Source organism: Pseudomonas sp. 9.3L, from assembly GCF_058536285.1.
Genome location: NZ_JBZUBK010000001.1, coordinates 2,051,629 through 2,076,246, shown reverse-complemented (window position 1 = coordinate 2,076,246; position 24,618 = coordinate 2,051,629). Strand labels below are relative to the sequence as shown.

At 61.8% G+C, this 24,618-nt stretch carries 22 protein-coding genes and 1 pseudogene; 7 read left to right on the top strand and 16 right to left on the bottom strand.

The annotated features are described in order from the left end of the window. Nucleotides 1-41: 41 nt before the first annotated feature. Nucleotides 42-665 carry a hypothetical protein gene (locus tag AC4LE2_RS09515; RefSeq protein ID WP_491825516.1) on the top strand — a complete coding sequence of 208 codons (624 nt, stop codon included), beginning with the start codon at nt 42-44 and terminating at the stop codon, nt 663-665. Nucleotides 666-751: 86 nt separating this feature from the next. Continuing rightward, nucleotides 752-2,455 (top strand): amidase, encoded by a 1,704-nt coding sequence (locus AC4LE2_RS09510; RefSeq protein WP_491825515.1) that lies wholly within the window; start codon nt 752-754, stop codon nt 2,453-2,455. 36 nt (nt 2,456-2,491) lie between these two features. On the opposite strand, the gene eutC is transcribed toward AC4LE2_RS09510, so the two are convergent. The 7 genes from eutC to AC4LE2_RS09475 all read right to left on the bottom strand — a co-directional run bounded on the left by eutC (nt 2,492) and on the right by AC4LE2_RS09475 (nt 10,191). After that, complete coding sequence (gene eutC / locus AC4LE2_RS09505) at nt 2,492-3,316, bottom strand: ethanolamine ammonia-lyase subunit EutC (RefSeq protein ID WP_491825514.1); 825 nt, start codon at nt 3,314-3,316, stop codon at nt 2,492-2,494. After that, nucleotides 3,313-4,719 carry an ethanolamine ammonia-lyase subunit EutB gene (locus AC4LE2_RS09500; RefSeq protein WP_491825513.1) on the bottom strand — a complete coding sequence of 469 codons (1,407 nt, stop codon included), beginning with the start codon at nt 4,717-4,719 and terminating at the stop codon, nt 3,313-3,315. The genes eutC and AC4LE2_RS09500 overlap by 4 nt, the downstream gene beginning before the upstream one ends. Before the next feature lie 20 nt (nt 4,720-4,739). Continuing rightward, nucleotides 4,740-5,225 (bottom strand): GFA family protein, encoded by a 486-nt coding sequence (locus AC4LE2_RS09495; protein ID WP_491825512.1) that lies wholly within the window; start codon nt 5,223-5,225, stop codon nt 4,740-4,742. 49 nt (nt 5,226-5,274) lie between these two features. Further along, nucleotides 5,275-6,426 carry an MFS transporter gene (locus AC4LE2_RS09490; protein WP_491825511.1) on the bottom strand — a complete coding sequence of 384 codons (1,152 nt, stop codon included), beginning with the start codon at nt 6,424-6,426 and terminating at the stop codon, nt 5,275-5,277. A 100-nt stretch (nt 6,427-6,526) separates the two neighbouring features. Next, nucleotides 6,527-8,080: a galactarate dehydratase gene (gene garD, locus AC4LE2_RS09485; protein ID WP_491825510.1), complete on the bottom strand. Its 1,554-nt coding sequence runs from the start codon at nt 8,078-8,080 to the stop codon at nt 6,527-6,529. Nucleotides 8,081-8,101: 21 nt separating this feature from the next. Then, nucleotides 8,102-9,451 carry an MFS transporter gene (locus AC4LE2_RS09480; RefSeq protein ID WP_491825509.1) on the bottom strand — a complete coding sequence of 450 codons (1,350 nt, stop codon included), beginning with the start codon at nt 9,449-9,451 and terminating at the stop codon, nt 8,102-8,104. Nucleotides 9,452-10,059: 608 nt separating this feature from the next. Next, the gene (locus AC4LE2_RS09475; protein WP_491825508.1) at nt 10,060-10,191 is read right to left on the bottom strand and encodes a hypothetical protein; all 132 of its coding nucleotides are present in this window, start codon (nt 10,189-10,191) and stop codon (nt 10,060-10,062) included. A 155-nt stretch (nt 10,192-10,346) separates the two neighbouring features. Between AC4LE2_RS09475 and AC4LE2_RS09470 the strand changes: the two genes are divergently transcribed. Beyond that, a complete protein-coding gene (locus tag AC4LE2_RS09470) occupies nt 10,347-11,336 on the top strand; it encodes a threonine/serine dehydratase (protein ID WP_491825507.1) in 990 nt (329 codons plus the stop codon). Between the two features lie 8 nt (nt 11,337-11,344). Here AC4LE2_RS09470 and AC4LE2_RS09465 read toward each other — a convergent pair whose 3' ends face one another. From AC4LE2_RS09465 to gntR, 7 genes are all read right to left on the bottom strand, one after another. Further along, nucleotides 11,345-12,739 (bottom strand): TolC family outer membrane protein, encoded by a 1,395-nt coding sequence (locus AC4LE2_RS09465; RefSeq protein ID WP_491825506.1) that lies wholly within the window; start codon nt 12,737-12,739, stop codon nt 11,345-11,347. Beyond that, on the bottom strand, nt 12,740-14,092 hold the full coding sequence (locus AC4LE2_RS09460; RefSeq protein ID WP_491825505.1) for an HlyD family type I secretion periplasmic adaptor subunit: 1,353 nt from the start codon (nt 14,090-14,092) through the stop codon (nt 12,740-12,742). Then, nucleotides 14,085-15,860, bottom strand: coding sequence for a type I secretion system permease/ATPase (locus AC4LE2_RS09455; RefSeq protein ID WP_491825504.1), 1,776 nt, complete (start codon nt 15,858-15,860; stop codon nt 14,085-14,087). The genes AC4LE2_RS09460 and AC4LE2_RS09455 overlap by 8 nt, the downstream gene beginning before the upstream one ends. A 318-nt stretch (nt 15,861-16,178) precedes the next feature. After that, the gene (locus AC4LE2_RS09450) at nt 16,179-17,123 is read right to left on the bottom strand and encodes a DUF3618 domain-containing protein (RefSeq protein WP_491825503.1); all 945 of its coding nucleotides are present in this window, start codon (nt 17,121-17,123) and stop codon (nt 16,179-16,181) included. Continuing rightward, on the bottom strand, nt 17,120-17,485 hold the full coding sequence (locus AC4LE2_RS09445) for a phage holin family protein (protein ID WP_491828102.1): 366 nt from the start codon (nt 17,483-17,485) through the stop codon (nt 17,120-17,122). Before AC4LE2_RS09445 ends, AC4LE2_RS09450 begins: the two co-directional genes overlap by 4 nt. 89 nt (nt 17,486-17,574) lie before the next feature. Continuing rightward, the gene (locus AC4LE2_RS09440) at nt 17,575-18,249 is read right to left on the bottom strand and encodes a hypothetical protein (protein WP_491825502.1); all 675 of its coding nucleotides are present in this window, start codon (nt 18,247-18,249) and stop codon (nt 17,575-17,577) included. A 134-nt stretch (nt 18,250-18,383) separates the two neighbouring features. Beyond that, nucleotides 18,384-19,400 (bottom strand): HTH-type transcriptional regulator GntR, encoded by a 1,017-nt coding sequence (gene gntR, locus AC4LE2_RS09435; protein WP_491825501.1) that lies wholly within the window; start codon nt 19,398-19,400, stop codon nt 18,384-18,386. A gap of 231 nt (nt 19,401-19,631) precedes the next feature. On the opposite strand from gntR, the pseudogene AC4LE2_RS09430 reads away from it, so the two are divergent. From AC4LE2_RS09430 to AC4LE2_RS09415, 4 genes and pseudogenes are all read left to right on the top strand, one after another. Beyond that, nucleotides 19,632-20,156: pseudogene (locus AC4LE2_RS09430) on the top strand (gluconokinase); the annotation flags it as partial. Nucleotides 20,157-20,240: 84 nt separating this feature from the next. Next, nucleotides 20,241-21,593, top strand: coding sequence for a GntP family permease (locus AC4LE2_RS09425; protein ID WP_491825500.1), 1,353 nt, complete (start codon nt 20,241-20,243; stop codon nt 21,591-21,593). 145 nt (nt 21,594-21,738) lie between these two features. Next, nucleotides 21,739-22,059: a hypothetical protein gene (locus tag AC4LE2_RS09420; protein WP_491825499.1), complete on the top strand. Its 321-nt coding sequence runs from the start codon at nt 21,739-21,741 to the stop codon at nt 22,057-22,059. A gap of 12 nt (nt 22,060-22,071) precedes the next feature. After that, nucleotides 22,072-22,350, top strand: a complete 279-nt coding sequence (locus AC4LE2_RS09415) for a hypothetical protein (protein WP_491825498.1) — start codon at nt 22,072-22,074, stop codon at nt 22,348-22,350. A 69-nt stretch (nt 22,351-22,419) separates the two neighbouring features. Here AC4LE2_RS09415 and AC4LE2_RS09410 read toward each other — a convergent pair whose 3' ends face one another. Further along, complete coding sequence (locus tag AC4LE2_RS09410; RefSeq protein WP_491825497.1) at nt 22,420-23,838, bottom strand: short-chain fatty acid transporter; 1,419 nt, start codon at nt 23,836-23,838, stop codon at nt 22,420-22,422. Nucleotides 23,839-23,956: 118 nt separating this feature from the next. Further along, the gene (locus AC4LE2_RS09405; RefSeq protein WP_491825496.1) at nt 23,957-24,613 is read right to left on the bottom strand and encodes a CoA transferase subunit B; all 657 of its coding nucleotides are present in this window, start codon (nt 24,611-24,613) and stop codon (nt 23,957-23,959) included. Nucleotides 24,614-24,618: the final 5 nt, after the last annotated feature.

The following is a 24,618-nucleotide window of genomic DNA, read 5'->3' as shown; positions in this document are numbered from 1 at the left end:
GTCTAGGCTTGCTAGCATCCCTAAAAGCCTGACGGTGTCTCATGAAAACGTATTTTACAGTGCCTGCCTTGATGCTTACCCTGGCTGTCGCCAGCACCACGGCGGCGGCAGCGCCTGAGGCGCCGGGGATGGTTCAGGCGTTGCGAGGCACCCTTACCCGCGTACAGCCCGATCAAGTGCAGGTAGCCGCTGATAACGGCGACTCCGTGGCGCTTACGCTCACCCCCAACACCCAATACCGCCGGGTGAGCCTGGCACGGCCAGAGGACATCACCCCTGGCAGCTATGTCGGCACGGCGGCCGCCGTCCAGCCAGATGGCACCCTTAAGGCCATGGAGGTCCACGTGTTCGCCCCCGACCTGCGTGGCAGTGGCGAAGGGCACCGCCCCTGGGCTGCCGCCGGTGGCACGACGGCCACAATGACCAACGGGACCGTCGGCAACTTGGTGGTCAGTGAAGGGCGGCGCATGACGGTTAAATACGGCAACGACGAGAAAACCGTCGTGGTGCCGCAGGACGTACCGATCGTGAGCCTTCAGGCCGGGGATGCGAGCCTGCTCAAAGAGGGCGCGCACGTGGTGGTGTTCCCTGCCCAGGGCCCGGGCGGCAGTGTGGTTGCGCGCAGTATCTCCGTGGGCGAGAACGGCATCACGCCGCCTATGTAATCAACAGGGCTGTCCCGCTCGACGGTTTGCAGTTCGGCCAAAGGCTCGCCAGAATGGCCGTTTTCTACTGTTGAACCGGTGACAGCATGATCGAGGTAACCGAGGTATCCATCGCCCAATTGCGGGCGGCGCTCGAAGCGGGCCACACCACGGCCGTGGCGCTGGTACAGGCCTACCTGGCCCGGATCGATGCCTACGACCCTGCCGGTACCCCCACCGCGCTCAATGCAGTGGTGGTGCGCAATCCCCAAGCACTGGACGAAGCTCAGGCCTCCGACGCCCGTCGCGCACGAGGCGAAACCCTGGGGCCCCTCGATGGCATTCCGTACACGGCCAAGGACAGTTATCTGGTAAAAGGCCTTACCGCGGCCTCCGGCAGCCCGGCGTTTGCCCACCTGGTGGCCCAACGCGATGCGTTCACCGTAGAGCGATTACGCGCTGCCGGGGCGATCTGCCTGGGCAAGACCAACATGCCGCCCATGGCCAATGGCGGCATGCAGCGCGGCCTGTATGGCCGGGCCGAAAGCCCTTACAACGGCGCTTACCTGACCGCCCCTTTCGCCTCGGGCTCCTCAAACGGTGCCGGTACCGCCACGGCCGCCAGTTTTGCCGCCTTCGGCCTTGCAGAAGAAACCTGGTCCAGTGGGCGAGGCCCTGCCTCCAACAATGGCTTATGCGCCTACACCCCGTCCCGGGGCGTTATTTCGGTTCGCGGTAACTGGCCCCTGACGCCCACCATGGACGTTGTAGTGCCCTTCGCTCGGACCATGGCCGACCTGCTGGAGATCCTGGACGTGATCGTGGCAGACGACCCCGACACCCGTGGCGACTTGTGGCGCTTGCAGCCTTGGGTGCCGCTCCCGGCCGCTTCCCAGGTGCGGCCGGCGTCCTACCCTGAGCTGGCGTCCGGCCCAGGGGCGCTGACGGGCAAGCGCTTTGGTGTGCCGCGCCTGTACATCAATGCTGACCCTGACGCTGGCACCAGCGAACGCCCCGGTATTGGAGGGCCCACCGGGCAACGCATACACACCCGCCCCTCGGTGATCGCATTATGGGAGTGTGCCCGCCAGGCGTTGGAAGCGGCTGGCGCACAGGTGATCGAAGTGGACTTCCCCTTGGTGTCCAACTGTGAGGGCGACCGCCCCGGCGCACCCACGGTATTCAACCGTGGCATCGTGTCCGAAGCCTTTCTGCACCATGAGCTATGGGACCTGACTGCGTGGGCGTTCGACGACTTTCTGCGTGCAAACGCGGACCCACAGCTCAATCGGCTGGCCGACGTAGACGGCCCGCTGATTTTCCCGCACGACCCTGGCACCCTGCCCAATCGCGAGGGTGACCTGGCGGCTGGCATGGACGAGTACGTGCGCATGGCACAACGGGGCATCACCCCGTGGAACGAGCTGGCGACACTGCCCGACGGCCTTCGTGGCCTGGAGCAGACCCGGCGCCTGGACCTTGAAGACTGGATGACCCACCACGGGCTGGACGCGGTGGTCTTCCCCACGGTCGCTGATGTAGGGCCGGCCGATGCCGATGTGAATTCAGCCTCGGCGGACATCGCCTGGAGCAACGGCGTGTGGGTTGCGAATGGCAACCTTGCCATCCGTCACCTGGGGGTCCCCACGGTGACAGTGCCAATGGGCTTAATGGCCGACATCCACATGCCCGTGGGCCTTACCTTCGCTGGCCGTGCCTATGACGACTCAGCCTTGCTGCGCTTTGCCGCCGCGTTCGAATCGACCGACAACCGACGCAACGTACCGCCCCGCACGCCACCACTGGCTTGACCCTAGGGCGCTGCAACGTGTCCGGCAGGGTGCGCGCTAACGTGGTGGCAACAGAAAATTCCCACCCGCTGCAGGCCCGGTTCCACCCTCTAACACCGGCACAGGCGCCTCATCCTTGAGGCGCACGCCCGACAGCTTGCGAGTACAGGCTTCGCGCATCAGGTAGGCCAGTTTATGCGCAGCGGTTGCGTAGCTCAGCCCCTCCGGCCGCACATTGGATATGCAATTTCGGGCCGCGTCCGTGAGGCCGGCACGGGGTGCCCAGGTGAAGTACACGCCCAAGCTGTCAGGCGAACTCAAACCTGGACGCTCCCCGATCAGGTTGACCACCATACGCGCGCCCAGGCGCTCGCCAATTTCATCCGCAACCGCGACGCGTCCCTGGCGGACAATCACCACCGGCCCCAGCGCCCAGCCTTGTTCGCTGGCCACGTGCTGAATGTGTGTGAACATCGGCACTGCATGACGCTGCACGGCAAGCGACGACAACCCATCCGCCATGACCACCACCACATCAAGCCCCTGCCCAAGCGTGTGGGCCAGTGCATCGAGCTGCGCTGCACTGTCTGGCGCCAACTGCCGGCCCAGGTCGGGGCGCTGCAGATACTGGGGGCGGTCCTGCGCCGCACTGTGGGCCTGCACCACCTGCACCCCAAGAGGCGCAAGCTCAGCGGCGAGCGCCTCGGCGTCCAGCGGAACATGAACCGCATCGCGTGCCATGGCGTGAGCGAGCTGGAAGTCCAGGTGGGCTGCCGTCGGCAGGCTGGTGCCAGCGTGCCCTAAGGCAATGCGCGCGGGGGTCAGGCGGCGCAAGGCCTGCCAGGCATCGGGTGTCACCCCGCCAGACGTGTCATCGCTCATGGCCTATCTCCCGCCAAAGGGGCCAGTACCGACGCAAACGCCACAGGCAGGTCGCTGCCCAACCGCAGTACACCGCCGGCGTGCTGCAAAATACCGGTACGCGCCAGCCAGGCTTCGAACTCAGGCGCTGGCCGCAAACCGAGTACCTGCCGGATATAAAGCGCGTCGTGGAACGACGTCGTTTGATAATTCAACATCACGTCGTCAGAGCCGGGAATGCCCATGACAAAATTCACCCCGGCGGTGCCCAGCAAGGTGAGCAAGGTGTCCATGTCGTCTTGGTCGGCTTCGGCATGGTTGGTGTAGCAGATGTCACAGCCCATGGGCACACCGAGCAATTTGCCGCAGAAGTGATCCTCCAGGCCGGCGCGGATGATCTGCTTGCCGTTGTAAAGGTATTCAGGGCCGATAAACCCGACCACGGTGTTCACTAGAAACGGCTTGAAATGCCGGGCGACGGCGTAGGCGCGTGCCTCGCAGGTTTGCTGATCCACACCGTGGTGCGCATTGGCGGATAACGCACTGCCCTGCCCCGTTTCGAAGTACATGACGTTCTGCCCCAGCGTGCCGCGTTTGAGGCTCAGGCCGGCTTCATAGCCTTCTTGCAGCAGACCAAGGCTAACGCCAAAGCTTTCATTGGCCGCCTGGGTGCCGGCAATGGATTGAAACACCAGGTCCACGGGCGCACCCTGTTCGATGGCAGCAATGGATGAGGTGACATGGGTGAGTACACAGGCCTGGGTAGGAATGTCGTAGCGCTGAATCACCCCGTCCAGCATCTTGAGCAGCTCTACAATGGCCGCGAGGCTGTCGCTGGCCGGGTTGATCCCGAACATGGCGTCGCCGTTGCCATACAGAAGGCCGTCGAGCAAGCTGGCGGCAATGCCGGCCGGGTCGTCGGTCGGGTGATTGGGCTGCAAACGTGTAGACAGCCGGCCTCGCAGGCCCAGCGTGCCTCGAAAGGCAGTCACTACTTGGACCTTGCGCGCGACCAGGATCAAATCCTGCACCCGCATCAGCTTGGATACCGCCGCCACCATTTCAGGTGTAAGCCCCGGTGCCAGCCCTGCTAATACCTCGCCGGTTACAGCCGAGCTTAATAACCAGTCACGAAAGCCACCGACCGTGAGGTGCCGCACCGGGCCAAAGGCCTGAGCATCGTGACTGTCCACGATCAGGCGCGTCACCTCGTCGGTTTCGTAAGGGATCAGCGCTTCTTGGACAAAGTGCGTGAGCGGCACATCGGCCAGCGCACATTGCGCCGCTACCCGCTCGACATCACTGCTGGCAGCAACGCCGGCCAACAGGTCACCCGAGCGCGCGGGGCTCGCCTTGGCCATCAGGCTGGCCAGCCCTTCAAAGTGCCAACGCTGGCCGCCTACGGTGTGGCTGAACGTCGTCATGGTGCGGGCCTCCGGCCGGGTTAGCGCTCAAGGTCAAGGCGCTGATGCCACTGAGCGATGGACTCTTCGGGGTAGGCGTCGAAACGCTTGTCGTTAGGCCCTCCCGCCACCTGCACCCAACTGGCCTTGGACTCTACCATCAGGTGGGTATGCTCCGGCGGAACCGGCAACTCGGTATCGATGGCGCTGGCGAAGGGGTGGACCAGCTCGGGCCATTCAGGGCTGAACAACCACAAGCCACTGCCGCAGTGCCTGCAAAAATGCCGCTCGGCCGTGCTGGGGGTCGTCCCGCCCTGCTCGTTGGGCATCAGGGCATGGTAGATGCTGATCGCCTCGCGCCCCCTCACGTCAAGGGTAGTGGCATCGCCGCCCAAGTTGATCGCATACCCGCCGCCGCCTTGAGTCTTGCGGCAAATCGAGCAGTAACAGCGCTGATAAGGATAGGGGTGGGCGCTGTCAAGGCTGAAGTGAACGGCGCCGCAGTGACAGGATCCTTCAAGGTGCATAGGGGTACTCCAAAGGCTAGGCGTTGCTCCAGAAATAGATACCAAGGCCTCAGTCACGCAGGTAGCGAGCACTGAGGCTGACGAACACCAGCAGGGGTAGCAGGCTGGCCAAGGCCCAGCTCAGGGTTGTCCAGTGCGCCAGAAAACCAATGGTCGCCGGGCCCAGCAAAATGCCTGCGTACCCCAGGGAAACCATCGCCGGTACGGCGGATGCCTGAGGCATGCGTTGCTGCCGGCCCACGGCAGAAAACAGCACCGGCACGATGTTGGAACAGCCGGCGCCGACCAAAGCAAAGCCCACCAGGGCCGCAGGCCAACCTGGTAGCAGCAAGGCCACGGCAATGCCGGCCGCCGCGCATGCCCCACCGAACAGCACAACCTTGACGCCCCCCACGCGGTTGACAAAAGCATCCCCCGTAAGGCGCCCCAGGGTCATGGTCGTGGCAAACGCGGCGTAGCCCAGGCCGGCCACGGCCGGGGCCATGTCACGGGTAGACACCAGAAACACCGCGCTCCAGTCCAGCATAGCCCCCTCAGTCAGGAACACGATAAAGCACACGGTGCCCAAGAACAGGACAATCCCCTTAGGTACCGCAAACAACGGCCCATCGCGCTCAGCCCCTTGGCGCAGAAACGCACCGCCTGAGTGCCACAAGGCAACCGCTACCAGGGCCACCGTCATCAGTGCCGCACCTGCCGGGGGCACACCCAGGCTCAGCAGCGCAGTCATACCGGCCGCACCTGCGATTCCGCCCAGGCTGTACATGCCATGGAAGCCTGACATCACGGCTTTGTCTGTGGCTTTTTCGACCATCACCGCCTGGATGTTCATGGCGCAATCCAGCAGCCCCATGCTGGCGCCAAACAGGGTCAAGCCGATCGCCAGGGACGCAATACCCGGCGCGACCGCCAGGGTCGGCAACAACACGCACAGGCACAGGGCGCTGACGATCATCACCCAGCGACAGCCACGATGGGCCGTAAGGTAGCCGGCGAAGGGCATGGCCAAAATCGACCCTATGCCCAACCCCAGCAGTAACAGGCCCAGGGTGCCGTCGTCCAGGCCTGCGCGGGCCTTGGCCAAGGGCACCAGTGGCGCCCATGAGGCCATGACGAAGCCTGCGATGAAAAAAGCGACACGGGTAGAAACCCGCTGCGGGCGCCCTAAGGCAGAGGTGATAACGGCAGACGCGGTGTTCATGGCTGTCCCTGGCAAAAACCGTCACCTTGCAATCGCTGTGGGACAAAAGCAAGGTGACGGCCGCGCGCCAGGAAGGTTCCTCGCGCGCTCGGCTCGGGGCTCAGGTAATAGGCGCCGGGTTGAACAGCACGATGTCGTTGTGCAAACGGTGCTGCTCTGCCCAGGTACGCTGGCGGCCACTGGCGACGTCCAGATAATAGTGGAACAGCTCCCACCCCAACGTTTCGATAGACGAACGCCCCGTGGCAATGCGCCCCGCGTCGATGTCGATCAGATCCGGCCAGCGCTCGGCCAGTTCGGTACGCGTGGACACTTTCACCACCGGTGCCATGGCCAGGCCATAAGGGGTGCCACGGCCGGTGGTGAACACGTGCAGGTTCATGCCGGCCGCCAATTGCAGCGTACCGCAGACAAAATCACTGGCGGGCGTGGCGCAATAGATCAAGCCCTTGCCGCTTATCCGCTCGCCAGGCCCCAGCACCCCATTGATCGCAGAGGAGCCAGACTTCACGATTGAGCCGAGGGACTTTTCTACGATGTTGGACAGCCCGCCTTTTTTATTTCCCGGCGTGGTGTTGGCGCTGCGGTCGGCCGCACCCTGATCAAGGTAGCGGTCATACCAGTCCATCTCCCGGACTAACGCCTGGGCCACGTTGTGATCTTGTGCCCTGGAGGTGAGCATGTAGATGGCGTCACGCACTTCGGTGACTTCCGAAAACATCACCGTCGCCCCCGCGCGAATCAGCAAGTCAGAGGCAAAGCCCAATGCAGGGTTTGCGGTGATCCCGGAGAACGCGTCACTGCCCCCGCACTGCATGCCCAGGATCAACTCAGCAGCAGGTACAGTTTCGCGCCGCCGCCGATTGAGCTTTTCCAGGCGGGCCTCGGCCAATGCCATGATCTGCTCGATCATCTCTACAAACCCGTGACCGGAATCCTGCAGGCGGTACAGCCAGGGTTCGCTCAGGTCCACCGAGGCGTCGCCCTCGTGCATCACCTGTTCGGCCTGAAGCTTTTCACAACCCAGGCCGATTACCAGAGCCTCGCCCCCCAGGTTGGGGTTACGCGCCAGGTTGCGCACGGTACGAATGGGGATGTAGGCGTCACGGGCGTTGATCGCAACGCCGCAGCCATAGCTATGGGTGAGCGCAACCACGTCGTCCACGTAGGGGTAGCGTGGCAACAATTCGTCACGGATGCGCTTGACAGCATGGTCAAGCACGCCGGTCACGCACTGCACCGTGGTGGTGATGCCCAGAATGTTACGCGTACCCACGGTGCCATCGGCGTTGCGATAACCTTCGAAGGTATAGCCCTCCAAGGGCGGCAGCGGCGCGGGCACGGCGTTCGACATCGGCAGGCTGTCCAGAGGCGGAGCCGACGGCATGGCCAGTTGGCTTTCTTTTACCCAACTGCCTTGGCGCAGGGTCTCCAGCGCATACCCAATCACCTGCCCGTAACGGCGCACCTCGCCCCCTTCAGCGATCTCCACCAGGGCTACCTTATGGCTTTGGGGTATGCCCTCGACCGTGGTCAGGCCGCCGGGAAACACGCTGCCCTCGGCCACGCCTTGGTCGTTGACCACTACCACTACATTGTCAGCGTCGTGTAGGCGCACGTAGCGCGGCGAATCGGAATGTTCAATCAACTGCATGGGGTTGGCCCCTTATGATGTTCAGGCTTTCACAGGTTCTGGTTCAGTCAACGGTTGGCCGTTGGTATCACGCAACTGCACGCGACGGATCGGACCTACGATGACCAGGTAACTCAACACTGCGACCAGTGCGTTGGCACCAACGTACACCAGCGCCCATTTAAAGGAGCCAGTGGTCGAGATCAGGTAACCAATAACGATAGGGGTAGTGATCGAGGCGATGTTGCCGAACATGTTGAACAGCCCGCCACTGATGCCTGCGATTTGCTTTGGCGAAGTGTCGGACATCACCGCCCAGCCCAGCGCCCCTACGCCTTTGCCGAAGAACGCCAGGGCCATGAGGCTGACCACCAGCCAGTCCAGCTGCACGTAGTTACACAGCACCATAGTGGTAGACAGCAGCAAGCCACAGACGATTGGGAGCTTGCGGGCGAAGGTCAGAGAATGCCCGCGGCGCAGCAGCCAGTCGGAGATCACCCCGCCCAGTACCCCACCAATGAACCCGCAGATCGCGGGCAGCGAGGCCACGAAGCCGGCTTTGAGGATGGTCATGCCCCGCTCTTGCACCAGGTACACCGGGAACCAGGTGAGGAAGAAATAGGTGATGCCGTTGATGCAGTACTGACCCAGGTAGATACCCAGCATCATGCGGCTGGTCAGTAACTGGCGCACGTAGCCCCATTGAGGCCCTGCCTGCTTCTTGCCCGCCTGATCCATGTCCACCAGGCCGCCGTTGTCGGCGATCAGCCGGTACTCGGCCTCCCCGATCATGGGGTGTTGTCCTGGGTTGTGCACGAACTTGAGCCAGACCGCCACGAAGACCACACCCAAGCCGCCCATGACGACAAACACATGCTCCCAGCCCCAGGCGTGAACGATCCAGCCCATCAGCGGGGCGAACAGCACGGTGGCGAAGTATTGGGCGGAGTTGAAGATGGCCGAGGCGGTGCCGCGTTCAGCGGTGGGGAACCAGGCCGCTACGATGCGCGCATTGCCTGGGAAAGACGGCGCCTCTGCAAAGCCCACCATAAAACGCAGGGTAAACAAGGCCATGACGGCGGTTGCAACGGGCATGAACCCTACGAACCCTTGCAGGATCGTGAACACTGACCACGTAAAAATGCTCAGGGCGTAGATCTTCTTGGAGCCGAACCGGTCTAGCAGCCAGCCGCCGGGAATCTGCCCTGCTACATACGCCCAGCCGAAGGCCGAGAAGATAAAGCCCAAGGTGAGTGGATCGATGCCTAAGTCTTTTTGGATGCTGGAACCTGCGATAGAAATCGTCGCGCGATCCGCATAGTTGATGGTCGTAACCACAAATAACAGGAACAAAATCAAATAACGCACATGCGTTTTCTTGCTGGCGTGCATGCAGTCCACTCCCCACTTTTTATCTTTATTCGGGCTACCGCCTTCGAGGGCGGCATGGAGTGCTACGTTATCGTACAAGTACACAGTCGGCTAGAGTGGACGACAGATTTTTTTCCCTGAGCCAGCCATTTTTCATGTTTTAACGGGCGAGGTTGTCCTACAGGTATGCGTTTTTTCTGCTTTGAAGCTGTTGAAGCCTGTCCACGCATCCGATACACCAGCAGGCTGTGCAAGTTCAGCGCACAACGCCAGACCGCGACCTTAGCTGCCCTATTGCTGAGCGGGTGCGTACAAGGGCCGTCCCCGAAATACACTGCCTTCGCGACGCCGGCGGCAAGGTGGCCTACCCACGCTGTGACCAATAGCGCGCTGGCTATCAAGAAGCCGCACGGGGTGGAGCGGATCACCAATGGCCCAGCGCACCATCTAAGACCCCATGGGCAGCATCACGCAGGCATAAAGCACAGGTCGCGATAGGCGCCGCTGCTGAGCCTTCAGCCCCTCAGCCGCCAGCCACGCAGGGAGGCGGGCCACTGCGCAACGCCGAAATACGGCTGCCTGCACCTAGACCCGGCGAGTCATTTGCGTTCTGAGCACGTCCCCTCGGCTCATGCAGGGTTTGTGAGGGCTTCATCAGGCTTAGGTGCCTGGGTGTCGCCGCCCTCTTCGTCTTGTTGCGGCTCATTGCCGTATTCGTCGTAATCGTGCGGCAGCTGGGTTGGTACTTGTTCATCGGCCACGGTGGCCTCCTATTCATCAGTGTGTGCAGTGCTTCGACGCATCATCTTGACTGAGCGTTCCGTTCGGCGGCTTGTCGAATACCTTACAGAGCCGCAGTCAGCCACTACACTCAGCAAGGCTGTACGGTACGCAGCTCACCCGCCATGGAGCACACATGAATCAAGCCGTAGAGGGCACGGACGCGGTGCTGGATAAGCTGTATTGGGGGATTATCGCCGCACACTCGGCCATTCGGCCTGCGGTGGTGGTGACCCCGCTTACCTATAGCGAGCGGTTGTCAGCTGCCATGGGGTGCGAGGTGTACCTCAAGTGCGAGCACCAGCAGCACAGTGGCTCCTTCAAGTACCGGGGCGCTTATAACAAGCTACGCCTGTTATCCGCTGATAATCGAACCAAGGGCGTTTATGCGGCCAGCTCAGGTAACCATGGGCAGGCCATGGCACTGGCCGGCCGGTTGGCCAAGGTGCCTATTACCCTTTACACGCCCGCCCGCATATCGCCCTACAAGGTAGAGGCCATGCGGGCGCTGGGGGCCACGGTGGTACAGGTGGCAGGTAGCGCGCTCGAAGCGGAGCTGGCCGCTGCCCACGAGGCTTCTCGGCGCGGGCTGACGTACGTTTCCCCCTATAACGACCTGGACGTAATAGCCGGGCAAGGCACGGTTGGGGTGGAAATGAATGAACAACAGCCAGACCTCGATGCCGTGTTCGCGTCCGTAGGGGGCGGTGGCCTTGTTTGCGGCCTGGGCACGGCGTTGTCTCGGCTCAACCCTGGTGCAGAGATTATTGGCTGTTCGGCCGAGCGTGCCGCAGCCATGCATCAGTCCCTAGAGGCCGGCCGGATCTTGCCCATGGACGAGCAGGATACGCTCGCCTACAGCACGGCAGGGGCCCTGATGCCCGGCTCGATCACCTTCAGCCTGTGCCAGCGGCTCCTGGATCGCCGGGTACTGGTGAGCGAGGAAGAAATCCGCCAGGCCTTGCGGGGGGTGGCCATAGACGAACAATGGATCGTCGAAGGCGCGACGGGCGTTTCCCTGGCCGGTGCCCTGAAACTAGCCCATACCCTGCGCGGCAAGCGCATCGCTATCGTGCTTTGCGGCCGCAACATCGACTGGCCGATGTTCATGCAGGCGGTGTCCTGAGGCAGAGGCTAGAACAGGCTTTCAACCTGCGCTAGCACTGCCCTGTCCATCTGACCAGTGTGCACATGCAGGGTTACGTAGCTTTGGAGCATGTCCAGCTTGGCATTAAGTAAGTCCCGCCGTGCCTCGAACAACCGCTGTTGCGCATCCAGAATGTCTACGGTTGACCGCACTCCGCCCTGAAAACCTTTTTCGGTAGACACCAGCGCACGCTGGTTGGACTCCACCGCACGCTGGGTCGCGCGGCACTTGGCATAGCCTGCCACTACGCCGGCGTACGCGGTTTCAACGTCCTCGGTCAACTGTTGCCGTTGGGCATCGGCGTCCGCTTCGGCGCCGGCCAGGGCGGCCGTGGCTCGGCGCACCGACGCATTGGTAGCGCCTCCGCGATACAGCGGGATGTCCAGGTTCAAGCCCACGTAGTAGCTGTCCTGGCGCGGTGAAAGCTCTTGGTACTGGCTGTTATCCCGGCGGGTCAGCTGCGTGGTAAGGGACAGCGTTGGGTAATGCCCGGCGCGCTCCGCTTCTGCCTGGGTTTCGGCCACTCGCACCTGGGCCAGGCGTGCCGCCAGCTCAGGGCTCGCGTCGCGGGCCAGGGCCGTCCAGTAAGGAAGGTCATATTGAGCAGCCAGCGGGCTGGTGTCTGGCGGTAGCTCCCGCATGGCCTGGATTTCAAGCAGCGGCAGGCTGCCCCTGCCAGAGAGCGTGCGCAACGCTGCCACGCGCTGGGCCTGGTTCTCGGCCTCCTGCGCTTCTACTAGGTCATAACGGGCCCGCGCCTCGTCCACGTCCGTTATGGCACCCTGCCCCTTGTCGAACAGCCGCTGGCTTTGCTCCACCAGGCCACCGATGGCGGCCTTCTGCTGGGAAATCAACTTGAGCTCGTTTTCGACACGGGCTACGGCGAAATAGGCCTTGGCTACACGGTCGAACAGCGCTTGATTGGCCACCTCATACTGCACCTCGCCCAGCTGGCCGCGGGCCTTTGCGCCCTGATAAGCCGCCCAACGCCCCTTGTCATAGATGGGTTGCTGGGCAACCAGCGACAAGGTATTGGATTGATAGTCGTCGCTGTCCACGTAGCTGGCATCGGTGCCGCCGTCCGTGCGGCCACCCTTACCATAGCGCGAGCTTAACGACAGTTGCGGCAAGAGGCCGCCGCGGCCAATGGCCTCTTCGTTCTGCGCGGCCTTATGGCTGAAATCAGCCGAGCGGATGACCGGGTCATTCAGGCGGGAGGCATCGTACAGTGCCAACAGGCCCAGTCGGCCCCTATCAGCAGAAGGGGCCTGCGGTACACCTTGCAGGGGGGAGGCAGCCTGCGCCTGAGGCTCAGGCCGAGGCTGGGCCTGCACCTGTATGGCCAGGCACAGGAGCGCGAGCGGGAACCAGCGGGTACTCATTTATTCTTCCTTGAAGGCTGCAAGCAAACGCTCGCGCAAGGGTTTCATCAGATAGTTGACCAGGGTGCGTTCGCCGGTCACCACGGTCACGTCCGCCAGCATACCGGGCTTGATAGGCAAGCCTGCCTCTTTAAGCGTTGGCAGGGTATCCGGGGGCAACTGGACTTTGGCCGAGAAGTACGGCTGGTGCGTTTGCTCGTCGAGCAGTTGGTCCGCCGAGACGGTCGCGACCGTTCCGGTCACCGTAGGGGTGTCAACGCGCTGTAATGCCGTGAAGTGCACCTGCACCGGCAGGCCGGGGCGCAGCTTGTTGGCGAGCATCGGCGGGAAGCGCGCGGTAATGCCCAAGGGCGTGTCTACCGGTACCACTTCCATCAGTGCCTGGCCGGCCGTGGCTACCCCGCCAATGGTGTGCACGGTAAGGTTCATCACCTCCCCGGCCACCGGGGCGTGCAGCGCGCCGTTTTCCACCTCGAAGCGCAAGCCCCTGATCTGGTCGGCGTAACCACTGGCCTCGGCGGCTACGTCACTGAGCTGGCTTTCGGCATCACGGCGGAACTCTTGCTCCTGCTGCATGCCCTTGAGTTTGCTTTCGTTGATGGACTGCTCGGTCTTGCCAATGTCACCGATGGACGATGCAATCTGGCCAGAGAGCTGAGCGGTATTGCGCTCTGCCTCGAACAGCTTGGCGCGTGGCACGTAGCCATCTTGGGCGAGATCACGTAGGCCGCTCAGCTCCTGCTGCTGGAAGCCCATCTGTGCGTCGTAGTTGCCCTTGACCTGGCGGTAGGCGCGCAATTGCTGATTTAGCGAAGCCACTTCGTGATCAACGATGCCCTGACGGCTGGCCAGCTCGGCCTTACGGGTAAGGAAGAGGTTTTGTTGCAGCGCCATGGCCGCCTTTGCCCGGGGGTCATCGGCGTGTGCCAATAAATCCTGTGGCCACTCGATGGTGTCTTGGCGAAGGCGTTCGGCGGTAAGCCGGGCTTCAGTGGCACGGGCGGTAAGCAGCTTGCCCAGGGTCACATCCAGTTGGGCCTGCGCCTGTACGGTATTAAGCTGCACCAGCAACTGGCCCTGGCTGACCAGGTCACCCTCGCTCACCAGTATCTTCTCGACCACTCCGCCCACCAGAGGCTGCACGGTCTTGCGTTCACCCACGACCACCACTGTGCCTTGCCCGACCATGCCTTGGTCCAGGGGTGCCAGGAACGCCCATAGCAGGAAGCCGCCGAACGCGATCGCTAAAAACAACATGCCTTTGCGGGCGGTGCTGGCCGCATCGGCGTTAGCGCTTTCGTTATTGACAGGGCCCACCGGCGCAAGCGGGCGTCGAGCAGTGACATCACGCATCGTTACGTGCCTCTTTGGTGGGGGCCGCTGGGCCAGGGGTGGGCGCTGGCACGGGAGGCTGGGCCTGGCCCTGGGCAGGACGATTGGCGTGTGGCAACACCGCCTTGAGGACCTGATCGCGGGTGCCAAACAGTTGCTGGCGCCCTTCGTTGAGTACCAGAATTTTGTCTACCACGCCCAGTACGCTTGGCCTGTGAGTGATCATGATTACCGTACTGCCGGCGGCTTTGAGTGCGCGCAGGGCATGCACCAGTGCCTGCTCACCTGCTTCATCCAGGTTGGAGTTAGGTTCGTCCAGCACGATCAGCGCCGGGTGCCCGAACACCGCCCGTGCCAGCCCGATGCGTTGCTTCTGGCCACCGGACAACCCCTGCCCACCAGCACCCAGCACCGTGTCGTAGCCTTGAGGGAAGCGCAGGACCATCTCGTGAATACCGGCATAACGGGCCGCCTGAATGATCGGCTCAGAATCCAGCGCGCCAAAGCGTGCGATGTTTTCCGCCACGCTGCCATCGAACAGCTCGATGTCCTGTGGCAGGTAACCCAGGTAGGGCCCTAATGCTTCGGGGGCCCACTGGTCCAAGGGCGCACCGTCCAGGCGAACCGAGCCTTCAAGCGTGGGCCACACGCCGACCAGCGCCCGCGCCAAGGAAGACTTGCCCGATGCGCTTGGGCCAATCACCGCCAGAATTTCGCCTCTGGCCAGTTCGAAGTCCACGCCGCGCACGATAGGCTCTTGCGACCCCGGTGCGGCTACTTGCAAGCGTTCGACCTTGAGCGCACCAGTAGGCGGCGGCAACGCCATCGGCGTCACCGCTGCAGGCTCTTCAAGCAATAGCTGGCTAAGCCGATGGTAGCTTTGACGGGCGCCTACGAACTGCTTCCACGAGCCGATGGCAATTTCCACCGGTGCCAGGGCGCGCCCTAACAGCAACGACATGGCGATCATCATGCCGCCAGAAATCTGCCCTTCCAGCACCAGCAGCGCACCTAACCCAAGGGACAGGCTCTGGGCAGCAATGCGCACGAAACGGGTCATGGCGGTAATCCGCGCGCCATGGTCACTGGCCACGGCCTGGGAGGCAATCATGCCCTGCTGCAACCAGCCCCAGCGCTTGCGCAGCGCGGGCAACATGCCAAGGGCTTGGATCACTTCAGCATTGTGCAGCGTGCTGTTCACGTACAGGTTGGCTTTCATGGACAGCGCATTAGCCTGGCCCAGACTTGGCCGGGTCGACAGCTCACCCCACAGTGCCAGCCCTACCAGCGTGACCGCGATGACCAGCGACAGCACCCCGAACCAGGGGTGAAACAAAAAGGCAATGACCATGAATACGGGTAGCCACGGGGCATCCAGCATGGCCAGCAGGCCCTGCCCTGTGATGAATTGACGTACCTGGGTAAGGTCGCCAAATACCTGCGCCGGGTTGCTGTCCTGCTTGCGCAGGCTGCGGGTGAAGGCGGCGTCAAACAAACGCTGGGCCAGCCCCTCGTCGATCCCAGCGCTCATGCGGATCATCACCTGGCCACGCAGCCACTCAATGGCGCCGCTCAGGGCGAACAGACCCAGTGCGATCAGGGTGAGCATCAGCAGCGTGGTTTCATTGCGGCTGGTCAGCACTCGGTCGTACACCTGCATCATGTACAAAGACGGAACCAGCACCAGCAAGTTGATGACCCCGCTGAAGACCGCAAGTGACCAAAATACCTTCCGATACCTCAACAGTGCTGCGTCAATGTCATTGCGAGGATCGAGTGTCAGGCGCATTGAAACCATACCAAGTGGGGAAACCGTGGCTCAGACCATCAGAAGGCGATTTCATTCCGCCACCACTGTTGATCCGAGTTCATTTGTTCGCTCCAGGCTCCGCCTGAAACAGCACGCGCGCAGACTGGTATAAAAATTGGCGTAATGCAAGGCTGGAACGCTGTATGGATTAAGCAGCGACATTTTATTGACGCAACGACTCTTTAACGCTCCAGCCCCGCTCAACCTACGGTTATCGCCTGACCCCACACATTCTTGAGCCCATAAAAAAGCCCAGTGCAAACGCACCGGGCTTTGAGGGTAAAAGACGGTCAGCGGTCAGGGCTTGATGCCCAGCCCCTGCGACAGGTCAGTGTCGCCGCCTTTGGTGTTAGACGTGTCCGTCTTGCTGCTGTGCTCACCCTTGTACTGGGCCGTAGTGCCCGGCGTCTGCGCCTGTGTGTCTTTAGGTGCAGTAGCCGCCTTGGCCTCTTGTTTGACGTCATGAGCAGCCGATTTTACTTCGCTGGTCACGGCATCCTTGACGTCCTGCGCCTTGGCCTTTACCTGCCCGGTCAAACTGTCACTGGTTTTGCCCATCAGGCGGTTTTCATGGCGCGTGGTCGGCAAGGCTGCACCAAAGGCAGCGCCCAAAGCGAGGCCTACAGCGGCCAGTACCAGTGGCTGCTCTTTGAGCAGGTAATCGAACTGACCCTTCAGTTGGCTGCCGGCCTGCTTGGCCTGGTGGGTCACATCATGAGCGGTGCGGTTAAGGCTATCACTGGTGTGGCTGAGATGATCGCTGGCCTGGCCGTGCAGCGCACTGGCGCTGTTCTTCAGTGAGGACGCCTGGCCTGTCACGCTGTCTTTGACCGCCGAAGTGCGAGCAGTGACGCTGTCTACCGCGCCATGCAGTTGGGCTTTAGCGCTATCGACCACATCCCCTACCTTGCCCACGGCCGCTGCTGCACGCTCCATCAGGCCAGGGCCTTCATGGGGCCGACGCGGGGCAATGGGCCGGTTCTGGTTCATCGCCAGCCATGCCAGGCTCAGTGACGCCAATACGGTGGGTACAGGGTTGTTCTTGACTGTGGTACCCAGGTTCTGGAAGAACTCGTTGCCATTGCCTTTGGTATAGGCCAAGGCCTGGTCAAACAGCTGCCCCGGTGTGAACTTGCTTTCCAGCGCGTCAACCAGATTGCTGATGCTGGCGCGCTGCTCGTCTATTTCATGTTCCAGGGTTTCAGGGCTTTTATGAGACTGAGCGGTGATAGACGAATTCATGGCAATTTGCTCCGCAGGGCTTGCTGATCTTTATCCAAGGCATTGATGGTACGGTCGGGGCGAAAGTGAGAAGGCTCGAACTGCTTCTTGCCGCTCTGCACCATTACAAAACCGATGATCACCACGATACCGCCAACGATCAGGGCAGCAAGCCAGGGCTGCATCACCGTGCTGAGGCCATACACCGCAGACATCAGCAACACGATAAACCCGGCCAGCAGCACGATCGCACCGCCTGCTACTGCTGCGACGCCCGCTTTCAGAGTGGTGACGCTTTGCTCTATCTCAGCCTTCGCCAAGGCCAATTCCTTGCTGAACAAGGCTGGCACTTCATGGGTCAGCTGCCGCAACAGGCCGATCATGCTGGCATCGCCCTCAGGCGTTTGCACTGTGCCAGCGGGGCGTGGCTGCGCCGTTGATGCAGTAGGTTGTGTGGGTTGAGTATCCAAGGTCATACCAGGCCTCCTTTGTTCGACGAATCACCCAGGATGGGGTCCTTAACCGGGTCAACCGTAGGGTAGGCCGCAGGTGCACCCAAAGGGTCGCTGGCCGGCATTGGGTTAACTGCGGCCTCATGACGAGGTACTAGCGTGTCGCTGACCAGGCCACTGCGCGGGGCAACCGAGGTCTCGAATGGGCCATTGGCACCGTAGGCTTCGGCAGGCGTCGGGGCCATGGCACCCAACCCGTTATCGGTATGGGCGCCGGTAGTGGATGCACCTGCCGAGGCCTTCAGGAAACGAGACAACGCAAACCCGACGGCAGCAGTGCCTGCCAAGAACAGCATGGGGTTCTCTTTGGCAAGCCGTGCACCTTCCTGCAGCAGCTCTTCTGCGCTCTTGTTGCGCATACGGTCAGCAAACTCACCCAGGCTTGAGGCCATGTCGGAGATGCCTTGAGCGAGGCCGAGGGTGTCATGACCTTCCATAGACGCGGCCATAGACTGCGCGCCTTCCACTAACCCTTCCAGCTGGTCGGCGGCTTTGTCACGGTACTGCTCGAACTGCTGAGTACCCTGCTCTTTCAAGTCGCTGACAGCGGCACTGGCATCACTGCCTAACGTGTGGAGGTGTTCCTGCGCAACGTCCGCGCCTTTTGGCGTCGGTGACGGGTTAGGTGTATTCATCGTGTCGCTCCTTTAGGAAGTGGGCTGTTGATGCGTACCTGCAGAGCCGTGAAGTCGCACCGCCGTACCTTATTGAGGACGCAATTACCCTAAGAGGAGTTCACTTCATTCGCTGCGCTTCCGTTAACCGGTCGTCAGCTTTCGCGTACGATCAGCTCAAACCCTAGGTCACGAGAGCCTGTGGACGCGGGGTTTCCCGCCAGATTTTCCAGCAGCAACAGCGCCGCCTGACGCCCTATCTCCGCCCTTGGCGTGCGAATAGACGTCAGCCGTGGAACCATGTGCGCCGAGGCAGGCAAATCGTTGAAGCCCACCATGGCAACCTGTTGCGGAATGTTCACGCCTAAACGCTGTGCCTCGAAAATTGCACCCTGCGCAAGGTCGTCGTTGCAGAAAAACACCCCGTCCAGGGACGGGTCGCGCTCCAGCAACTGGCGGAACAACTCGCCCCCCAGGCCAATCGAGGAGGCTTGGGGGCACAGCAGCTCCATGGGCGGCGATGCCAGCCTGGCGGCCGTCACGGTGCGGCGAAAGCCCTCGGCGCGTCGCAGTACCCGAGGGTCCAACTGAGCCCCCACATAGGCCAGCCGGGTGCGCCCGCTGCCTAGCAAATGCTGAGCCGCCGCCGCACCGGCAGCCTCTTGGGAAAACCCCACGCACGTTAGGCTGTCGTCCTTGCTCAGTTCCATCATATGCACGCACGGCACACCAGAGGCTGCCAGCAGCCGCCGAGTGCTATCAGGCCGCTGCACACCTGTAAGCAACAGGCCGCACGGCTGGTAGGCCAGATAATTGCGAATGAGGGTTTGCTCTTCGTGTTCGTCGTAATGGAAGTTGCCGATCAGCACTTCCATGCCCCTGGGCCGGAGCACCTCGTGAATGGCTTCCAGGGTATCGATGAACAAATGGTTCGACAGGGACGGCACCAGCACTACCACCGACTGACTGCGCGCAGATGCCAGCGCCCTGGCCGCAGGGTTGGCTACGTAGCCGAGGTTGGCCGCGGCCTGGTGTACCCGCTCGGCCAACTCGGGCGCGACGGTGCTAACACCGCGCAGCGCCCTGGACGCGGTGATAGGGGACACGTTGGCCAGGCGGGCAACCTCGTCAAGGGTTGGGCGGCCAGTGGTACGTGTTCCAGAGCGAGCCATGGAGAGGGGTTTCCTGAAGGGCAAAGGGAGGCGCAGTGTATGAATTTACACTTGCCAAATGTAGGAATTTGACTAAGGTAGCGCTGTCTCAGGCCACGAGCAATGCATTACCCTGGCATCGCCCGTCGCTGAAGCCCTCACTGTGCTTCAGCTATACAAACAACAACATGGGGTAGCCTTGACGCAACGGCCTACGTGCGCCAGGACAGCGCTACTCCGCTGGAGGTACCGATGGTTTCCCCCCTCAGCGCGCTGGTAGTGATGGGCGTGTCCGGCTGCGGCAAAAGCAGTGTCGGTGCGGCTATCGTTGAATGCAGCGGCGGCCGCCTGATCGAAGGCGATACGTTCCACCCCGCCGCCAATATTGAAAAAATGAGCGCTGGCATTCCACTGGACGATGCAGACCGTGCGGGTTGGTTGCAACGTTTGGGTGAAGAAATGGCTGCGCGGGTAGCCAACGGCGAGCGCCCTGTTCTGACTTGTTCAGCCCTCAAGCAGCGCTACCGAGACACCCTGCGCGCTGCCGTTCCTGAACTAGGCTTTGTGTTCCTGGAGCTAACGCGCGAAGAAGCAGCGTACCGCGTTGCACATCGGCCGGGGCACTTCATGCCAGCGAGCTTGATCGATAGCCAGTTCGCAACCCTGGAATCCCCCACTGGCGAAGCCAACACGCTGACCGTGGACGCTGCCGAACCTATCGATCAACTGGCCAAGCGTGTGGACGGCTGGTTGCGTGATAACGGTGCGGCCGGGCTCACGCCTGCCAGCACCGACAATGCTGACGCCGCTGCTGGCGACCCCTTCTGTGCCCTTAATAATCACAATACGAGGCCTTGAACCATGTTCGGTATGCCCCTTGATACGTTCTTGCTAATGGATGCGCTGGTGACCATCGTTGGGCTGATCCTGTTGATCACCAAGCTCAAGGTTCACCCGTTCGTGGCCCTTACCCTGGCTGCAGGCTTTTTAGGCCTGACCTCGGGCATGCCGGTCGCCAAAGTCATGAAGTCGTTCCAGGATGGCTTCGGTGGCGTGCTGGGCTTTGTCGGTATCGTGCTGGGCCTGGGCACGATGCTGGGCAAGCTGATGGCAGATTCAGGCGGGGCCGACCAGATCGCCCAGACCCTGATCCGCTGGTTCGGGGTGCGCTACGTACACTGGGCCATGATGTTCTCGGCGTTCCTGGTGGGCATCCCGCTGTTCTTCGAAATCGGCTTCGTGCTGCTGATCCCGCTGGTGTTCATCGTGGCGCGGCGTTCTGGGGTATCGCTGGTTAAAATCGGCATACCGCTGCTGGCCGGGCTGTCCGTGGTCCATGGGCTGGTACCGCCGCATCCAGGGCCGCTGTTGGCCATCGGTGTATTTGGTGCAGATATCGGCAAGACCATCTTCTACGGCCTGTTGGTGGGCCTGCCTACGGCCATGATCGCAGGCCCTTTGTTTGGTGCGTTTATTTCCAAGTACGTGCCCGGCAACCCTTCGCAGGAGCTGATGGACCAGATTGCCAAGGAGGCCAGTGCCCGTGAGCTGCCCAGCTTTGCAATCACTTTGGTAACGGTGCTGTTGCCGGTGTTCCTGATGCTGCTCAAAACCTTCGCGGACGTGACGCTGCCGGCAGATCATGTGATTCGCGTTTGGATGGACTTGATCGGCCACCCGATCACCGCCCTCCTCGCCGCCTTGTTGCTCGCTTTCTACACCTTTGGTTTCGCCCGTGGCTTCTCGCGTCAGCAGGTCATGAAGCTGCTGGATCAAAGCCTTGCCCCCACGGCGGCGATTATTCTGATCGTGGGTGCTGGTGGTGGCTTCAAGCAGATGCTGGTCGACACCGGTGTCGGTAACGTCATCGGCCAAATGGCAGTGCATGCTCAGATCAACCCGCTGTTGCTGGCCTGGTTAGTGGCGGCGGTGATCCGTGTGGCCACAGGCTCCGCCACCGTGGCCACCATCACCGGTGCAGGCATTGTGGCACCGGTGGTGACCTTGATCCCTGACGTGAACCGTGAGCTGTTGGTGTTGGCCACCGGCGCCGGGTCAGTGATTCTGTCTCACGTGAACGACGCCGGCTTCTGGCTGGTGAAGCAGTACTTCAACATGACCGTGGAAGAAACCTTCAAGACCTGGAGCATGATGGAAACCCTGCTCTCAGTGGTGGGTATCATCTTGATCATGCTGCTGTCGATGGTGGTGTAAGCCACTCTGCGCCACGGCCGTGCAACGCGGCCGTGGCGCTATACACCCCACCTGCTGCGGCTAACGACCGCTCGTCGCCCCGCTAGCACTTTGCCTGCTTGTGCCCACCCTAAGTCATGTGTCTTTCATACCGCTGGAGACGAACATGACTAATAAACGCCTGACTACATTGATGCTTGCTGCTGCACTGACTGCAGGCAGCGCTTTCGCCATGGCCGATTCAAGCACTGGCACCACCCACCCCTCCACCTCCAAGGCACTGCCAACCGAAAATGGCGGTGATATGGGTAGCGGTACCGGGACCATGCCGAAAGGGACTGGCGACGGCAACATGGAGACCATGCCCACAAAACCGGATGGCATAAACCCAGGCGCGCCTAAACCAGCTGATACCCGGCCAATCAACGGCAAAACCGGTATGGGCGGTACAGGTTCTGAAGGCAGCGGCGCCGGCGGCACTAAATAAGGGAGGCACCTCATGACCACCCGTGCACCTAATGAACAAGATCCTCGCACGCCTGACGCACCGGGGCCGCGCAATGACTACGGGATCGATCCCGAAGGGCAGCTGCCACCGGAAGTTCAGGGAGAGGACGGCGCGCAGACTGCACCTTCCAACGCCTCTGATTCTGGAAACGCCAGCGAGGGCAGTGATACGCCCGAAGGAAACGAATTCAGCCCAGACTTTGAGCCTAAGGAAGACAATACGTCATCCAGCAAGCCCAAAGATGCCGACATCGACACCGACGGGGGCTAGTCCCCGGCTCAGTGCATCTGGTTTATCACTACCCCCGCCATGTGCGGGGGTAGTCGTTTTTATCGCACCTCAAGGGATAACAGGCGGGGTGTACGCCAACGTACTGCCCAGGGCCCACAGCAGTACCAGCACAAGTGGTGCGTGAACCAGCAACTGCACGAAGGAAAACCCAATCAGCTCGCGGGCCTTGAGGCCAAGCACGCCGAGTAATGGCAGCATATAGAACGGGTTGATCAAGTTAGGCAGCGCTTCGGCCGCGTTGTAAATCTGCACCGCCCAGCCCAAGTGGACCTTTAAATCGTTTGCCACCTGCATGACGTAAGGTGCCTCGATGATCCACTTGCCGCCCCCGGACGGAATGAAAAAACCCAGCACGGCTGAATAGACGCCCATGAGCACCGCATAGGTGTCGTGGCTTGCGATCTGAACGAAGAAGGTCGAAATATGGTGAGCCACCGTTTGCCCCTCTCCCCCTTTGACGGTGGTCATGATCGCGGCAATAGACCCGTATAGCGGAAACTGAATCAGCACCCCCGTAGTGGTCGGCACTGCCCTGGCTACCGCGTCGAGAAAGCTACGGGGCCGCCAATGCAGTAGCGCGCCGAGCATGATGAACAGGAAGTTATAGGTGTTAAGCCCGGAAATAGCGGTGATCGCCGGCTTGCTTGCGAACTCGCGCGCCAGCCACACCCCTGCCAAGGCCACCAGGATAAGGGTCAGCACTGGACTGTATTCCAACCACTCCCCAGGGCGTTGCCGTTTGGGCAGTGTTGGCAGGCTGAAACTAGGGTCCACGCCGCAAGCACGCGCATCCTTGGCCGTAGCAGCCCCCGGTGCGGTGGCATAGGCGACGATCAGCGACACGCCCACCAGCACTAGCAAGAGTGCCCCGGACTGCCAAAGGAAGATGGTTTGGGTGAACGGGATGACCCCGGTAATCGCCAGAATAGAGGGCGGTAGGCTAGCTGGGTTCGCCTGCAACTGCGCGGCAGACGACGACAACCCCAGCGCCCACACCGCACCCAGCCCTAAATAGGCAGCAGCGCCCGCAGCGCGGTAATCCATGCGCAGGTCTTCCCGGCGGGCCAGCGCCCGTACCAATAAGCCCCCGAACACCAGCGAGAGCCCCCAGTTGAGCAAGGACGCCACCATGGAAATCAAGGCCACCCACGCGACGGCCGAGCGGCCGTTGCGGGGCACCTGGGCCAGGCCTTCGATCAAGCGCACCGCAGGCGGTGAGCTGGCCACTACATAGCCGCCAATGACCACAAAGGCCATTTGCATGGTGAACGGAATGAGGCTCCAGAATCCGTCACCGAACGCTGCCGCGGTTGCCATGGGGGCGCCGCCGATAGACAGCGCTGCCAGGGCAACCACCACCACCGCCAGCGCGGCAAATACGTAGGAGTCGGGGAACCATCGTTCGGCGAAGTGTGAACAGCGCAACGCGAATCGGGCGAAGCGGCTGTCTTCAAGTGCAAGGGGCATATACGCAACCTCTTATTGTCATTATGGGTAAACCACAGCCGCCCCGGCCTTGCCTTCAGTGACGCGTGAGCATCAATGAAGGCAGAGCCGGGGCGGTTGCGGCTGCTTGGCTAAAAGCCTAGAAGGTCATTTCCGGCACGTGGTCTGGCACAAGCAGACGCCCAGCAGTCTTGGCAACGATCTCCTCCACACTCACACCCGGCGCGCGCTCGCGCAACACGAAGGCGCCGTCTTCGATTTCCAGCCAGGCGAGGTCTGTCAATACTTTGCGGATGCAGCCGGCACCCGTCAGGGGCAGGCTGCACCGGGGCAGCAACTTAGACTCACCGTCCTTGGATGCATGGGTCATGGTCACGATGATGTTGTCAGCGCCGGCTACCAGGTCCATCGCACCACCCATGCCCTTGACCAGCTTGCCTGGGATCATCCACGACGCGATATTGCCCTCGACGTCCACCTCGAATGCGCCCAGTACCGTGAGGTCCACATGCCCCCCGCGAATCATCGCGAAGGACGTCGCCGAGTCAAAAATCGACGCGCCTGTGCGGGCGGTCACGGTCTGCTTGCCCGCATTGATCATGTCGGCGTCCAGAGTGGCCTCGGTCGGGAATTCACCCATCCCCAGCAGGCCGTTCTCGGACTGGAGCATGACGTCCATGCCAGCAGGTACATAGTTGGCCACCAGCGTGGGGATGCCGATGCCGAGGTTTACGTAAAAACCGTCCTGCAGCTCCTGGGCGACGCGCTGGGCCATTTGTTCACGGGTCAAAGCCATGTTCA

Coding starts and splice junctions, on each gene's coding strand:
- AC4LE2_RS09515 (WP_491825516.1), top strand. CDS start 42: ATGAAAACGTATTTTACAGTGCCTGCCTTGATGCTTACCCTGGCTGTC.
- AC4LE2_RS09510 (WP_491825515.1), top strand. CDS start 752: ATGATCGAGGTAACCGAGGTATCCATCGCCCAATTGCGGGCGGCGCTC.
- eutC (WP_491825514.1), bottom strand. CDS start 3,316: ATGAGCGATGACACGTCTGGCGGGGTGACACCCGATGCCTGGCAGGCC.
- AC4LE2_RS09500 (WP_491825513.1), bottom strand. CDS start 4,719: ATGACGACGTTCAGCCACACCGTAGGCGGCCAGCGTTGGCACTTTGAA.
- AC4LE2_RS09495 (WP_491825512.1), bottom strand. CDS start 5,225: ATGCACCTTGAAGGATCCTGTCACTGCGGCGCCGTTCACTTCAGCCTT.
- AC4LE2_RS09490 (WP_491825511.1), bottom strand. CDS start 6,426: ATGAACACCGCGTCTGCCGTTATCACCTCTGCCTTAGGGCGCCCGCAG.
- garD (WP_491825510.1), bottom strand. CDS start 8,080: ATGCAGTTGATTGAACATTCCGATTCGCCGCGCTACGTGCGCCTACAC.
- AC4LE2_RS09480 (WP_491825509.1), bottom strand. CDS start 9,451: ATGCACGCCAGCAAGAAAACGCATGTGCGTTATTTGATTTTGTTCCTG.
- AC4LE2_RS09470 (WP_491825507.1), top strand. CDS start 10,347: ATGAATCAAGCCGTAGAGGGCACGGACGCGGTGCTGGATAAGCTGTAT.
- AC4LE2_RS09465 (WP_491825506.1), bottom strand. CDS start 12,739: ATGAGTACCCGCTGGTTCCCGCTCGCGCTCCTGTGCCTGGCCATACAG.
- AC4LE2_RS09460 (WP_491825505.1), bottom strand. CDS start 14,092: ATGCGTGATGTCACTGCTCGACGCCCGCTTGCGCCGGTGGGCCCTGTC.
- AC4LE2_RS09455 (WP_491825504.1), bottom strand. CDS start 15,860: ATGCGCCTGACACTCGATCCTCGCAATGACATTGACGCAGCACTGTTG.
- AC4LE2_RS09450 (WP_491825503.1), bottom strand. CDS start 17,123: ATGAATTCGTCTATCACCGCTCAGTCTCATAAAAGCCCTGAAACCCTG.
- AC4LE2_RS09445 (WP_491828102.1), bottom strand. CDS start 17,485: ATGATCGGCCTGTTGCGGCAGCTGACCCATGAAGTGCCAGCCTTGTTC.
- AC4LE2_RS09440 (WP_491825502.1), bottom strand. CDS start 18,249: ATGAATACACCTAACCCGTCACCGACGCCAAAAGGCGCGGACGTTGCG.
- gntR (WP_491825501.1), bottom strand. CDS start 19,400: ATGGCTCGCTCTGGAACACGTACCACTGGCCGCCCAACCCTTGACGAG.
- AC4LE2_RS09425 (WP_491825500.1), top strand. CDS start 20,241: ATGTTCGGTATGCCCCTTGATACGTTCTTGCTAATGGATGCGCTGGTG.
- AC4LE2_RS09420 (WP_491825499.1), top strand. CDS start 21,739: ATGACTAATAAACGCCTGACTACATTGATGCTTGCTGCTGCACTGACT.
- AC4LE2_RS09415 (WP_491825498.1), top strand. CDS start 22,072: ATGACCACCCGTGCACCTAATGAACAAGATCCTCGCACGCCTGACGCA.
- AC4LE2_RS09410 (WP_491825497.1), bottom strand. CDS start 23,838: ATGCCCCTTGCACTTGAAGACAGCCGCTTCGCCCGATTCGCGTTGCGC.
- AC4LE2_RS09405 (WP_491825496.1), bottom strand. CDS start 24,613: ATGGCTTTGACCCGTGAACAAATGGCCCAGCGCGTCGCCCAGGAGCTG.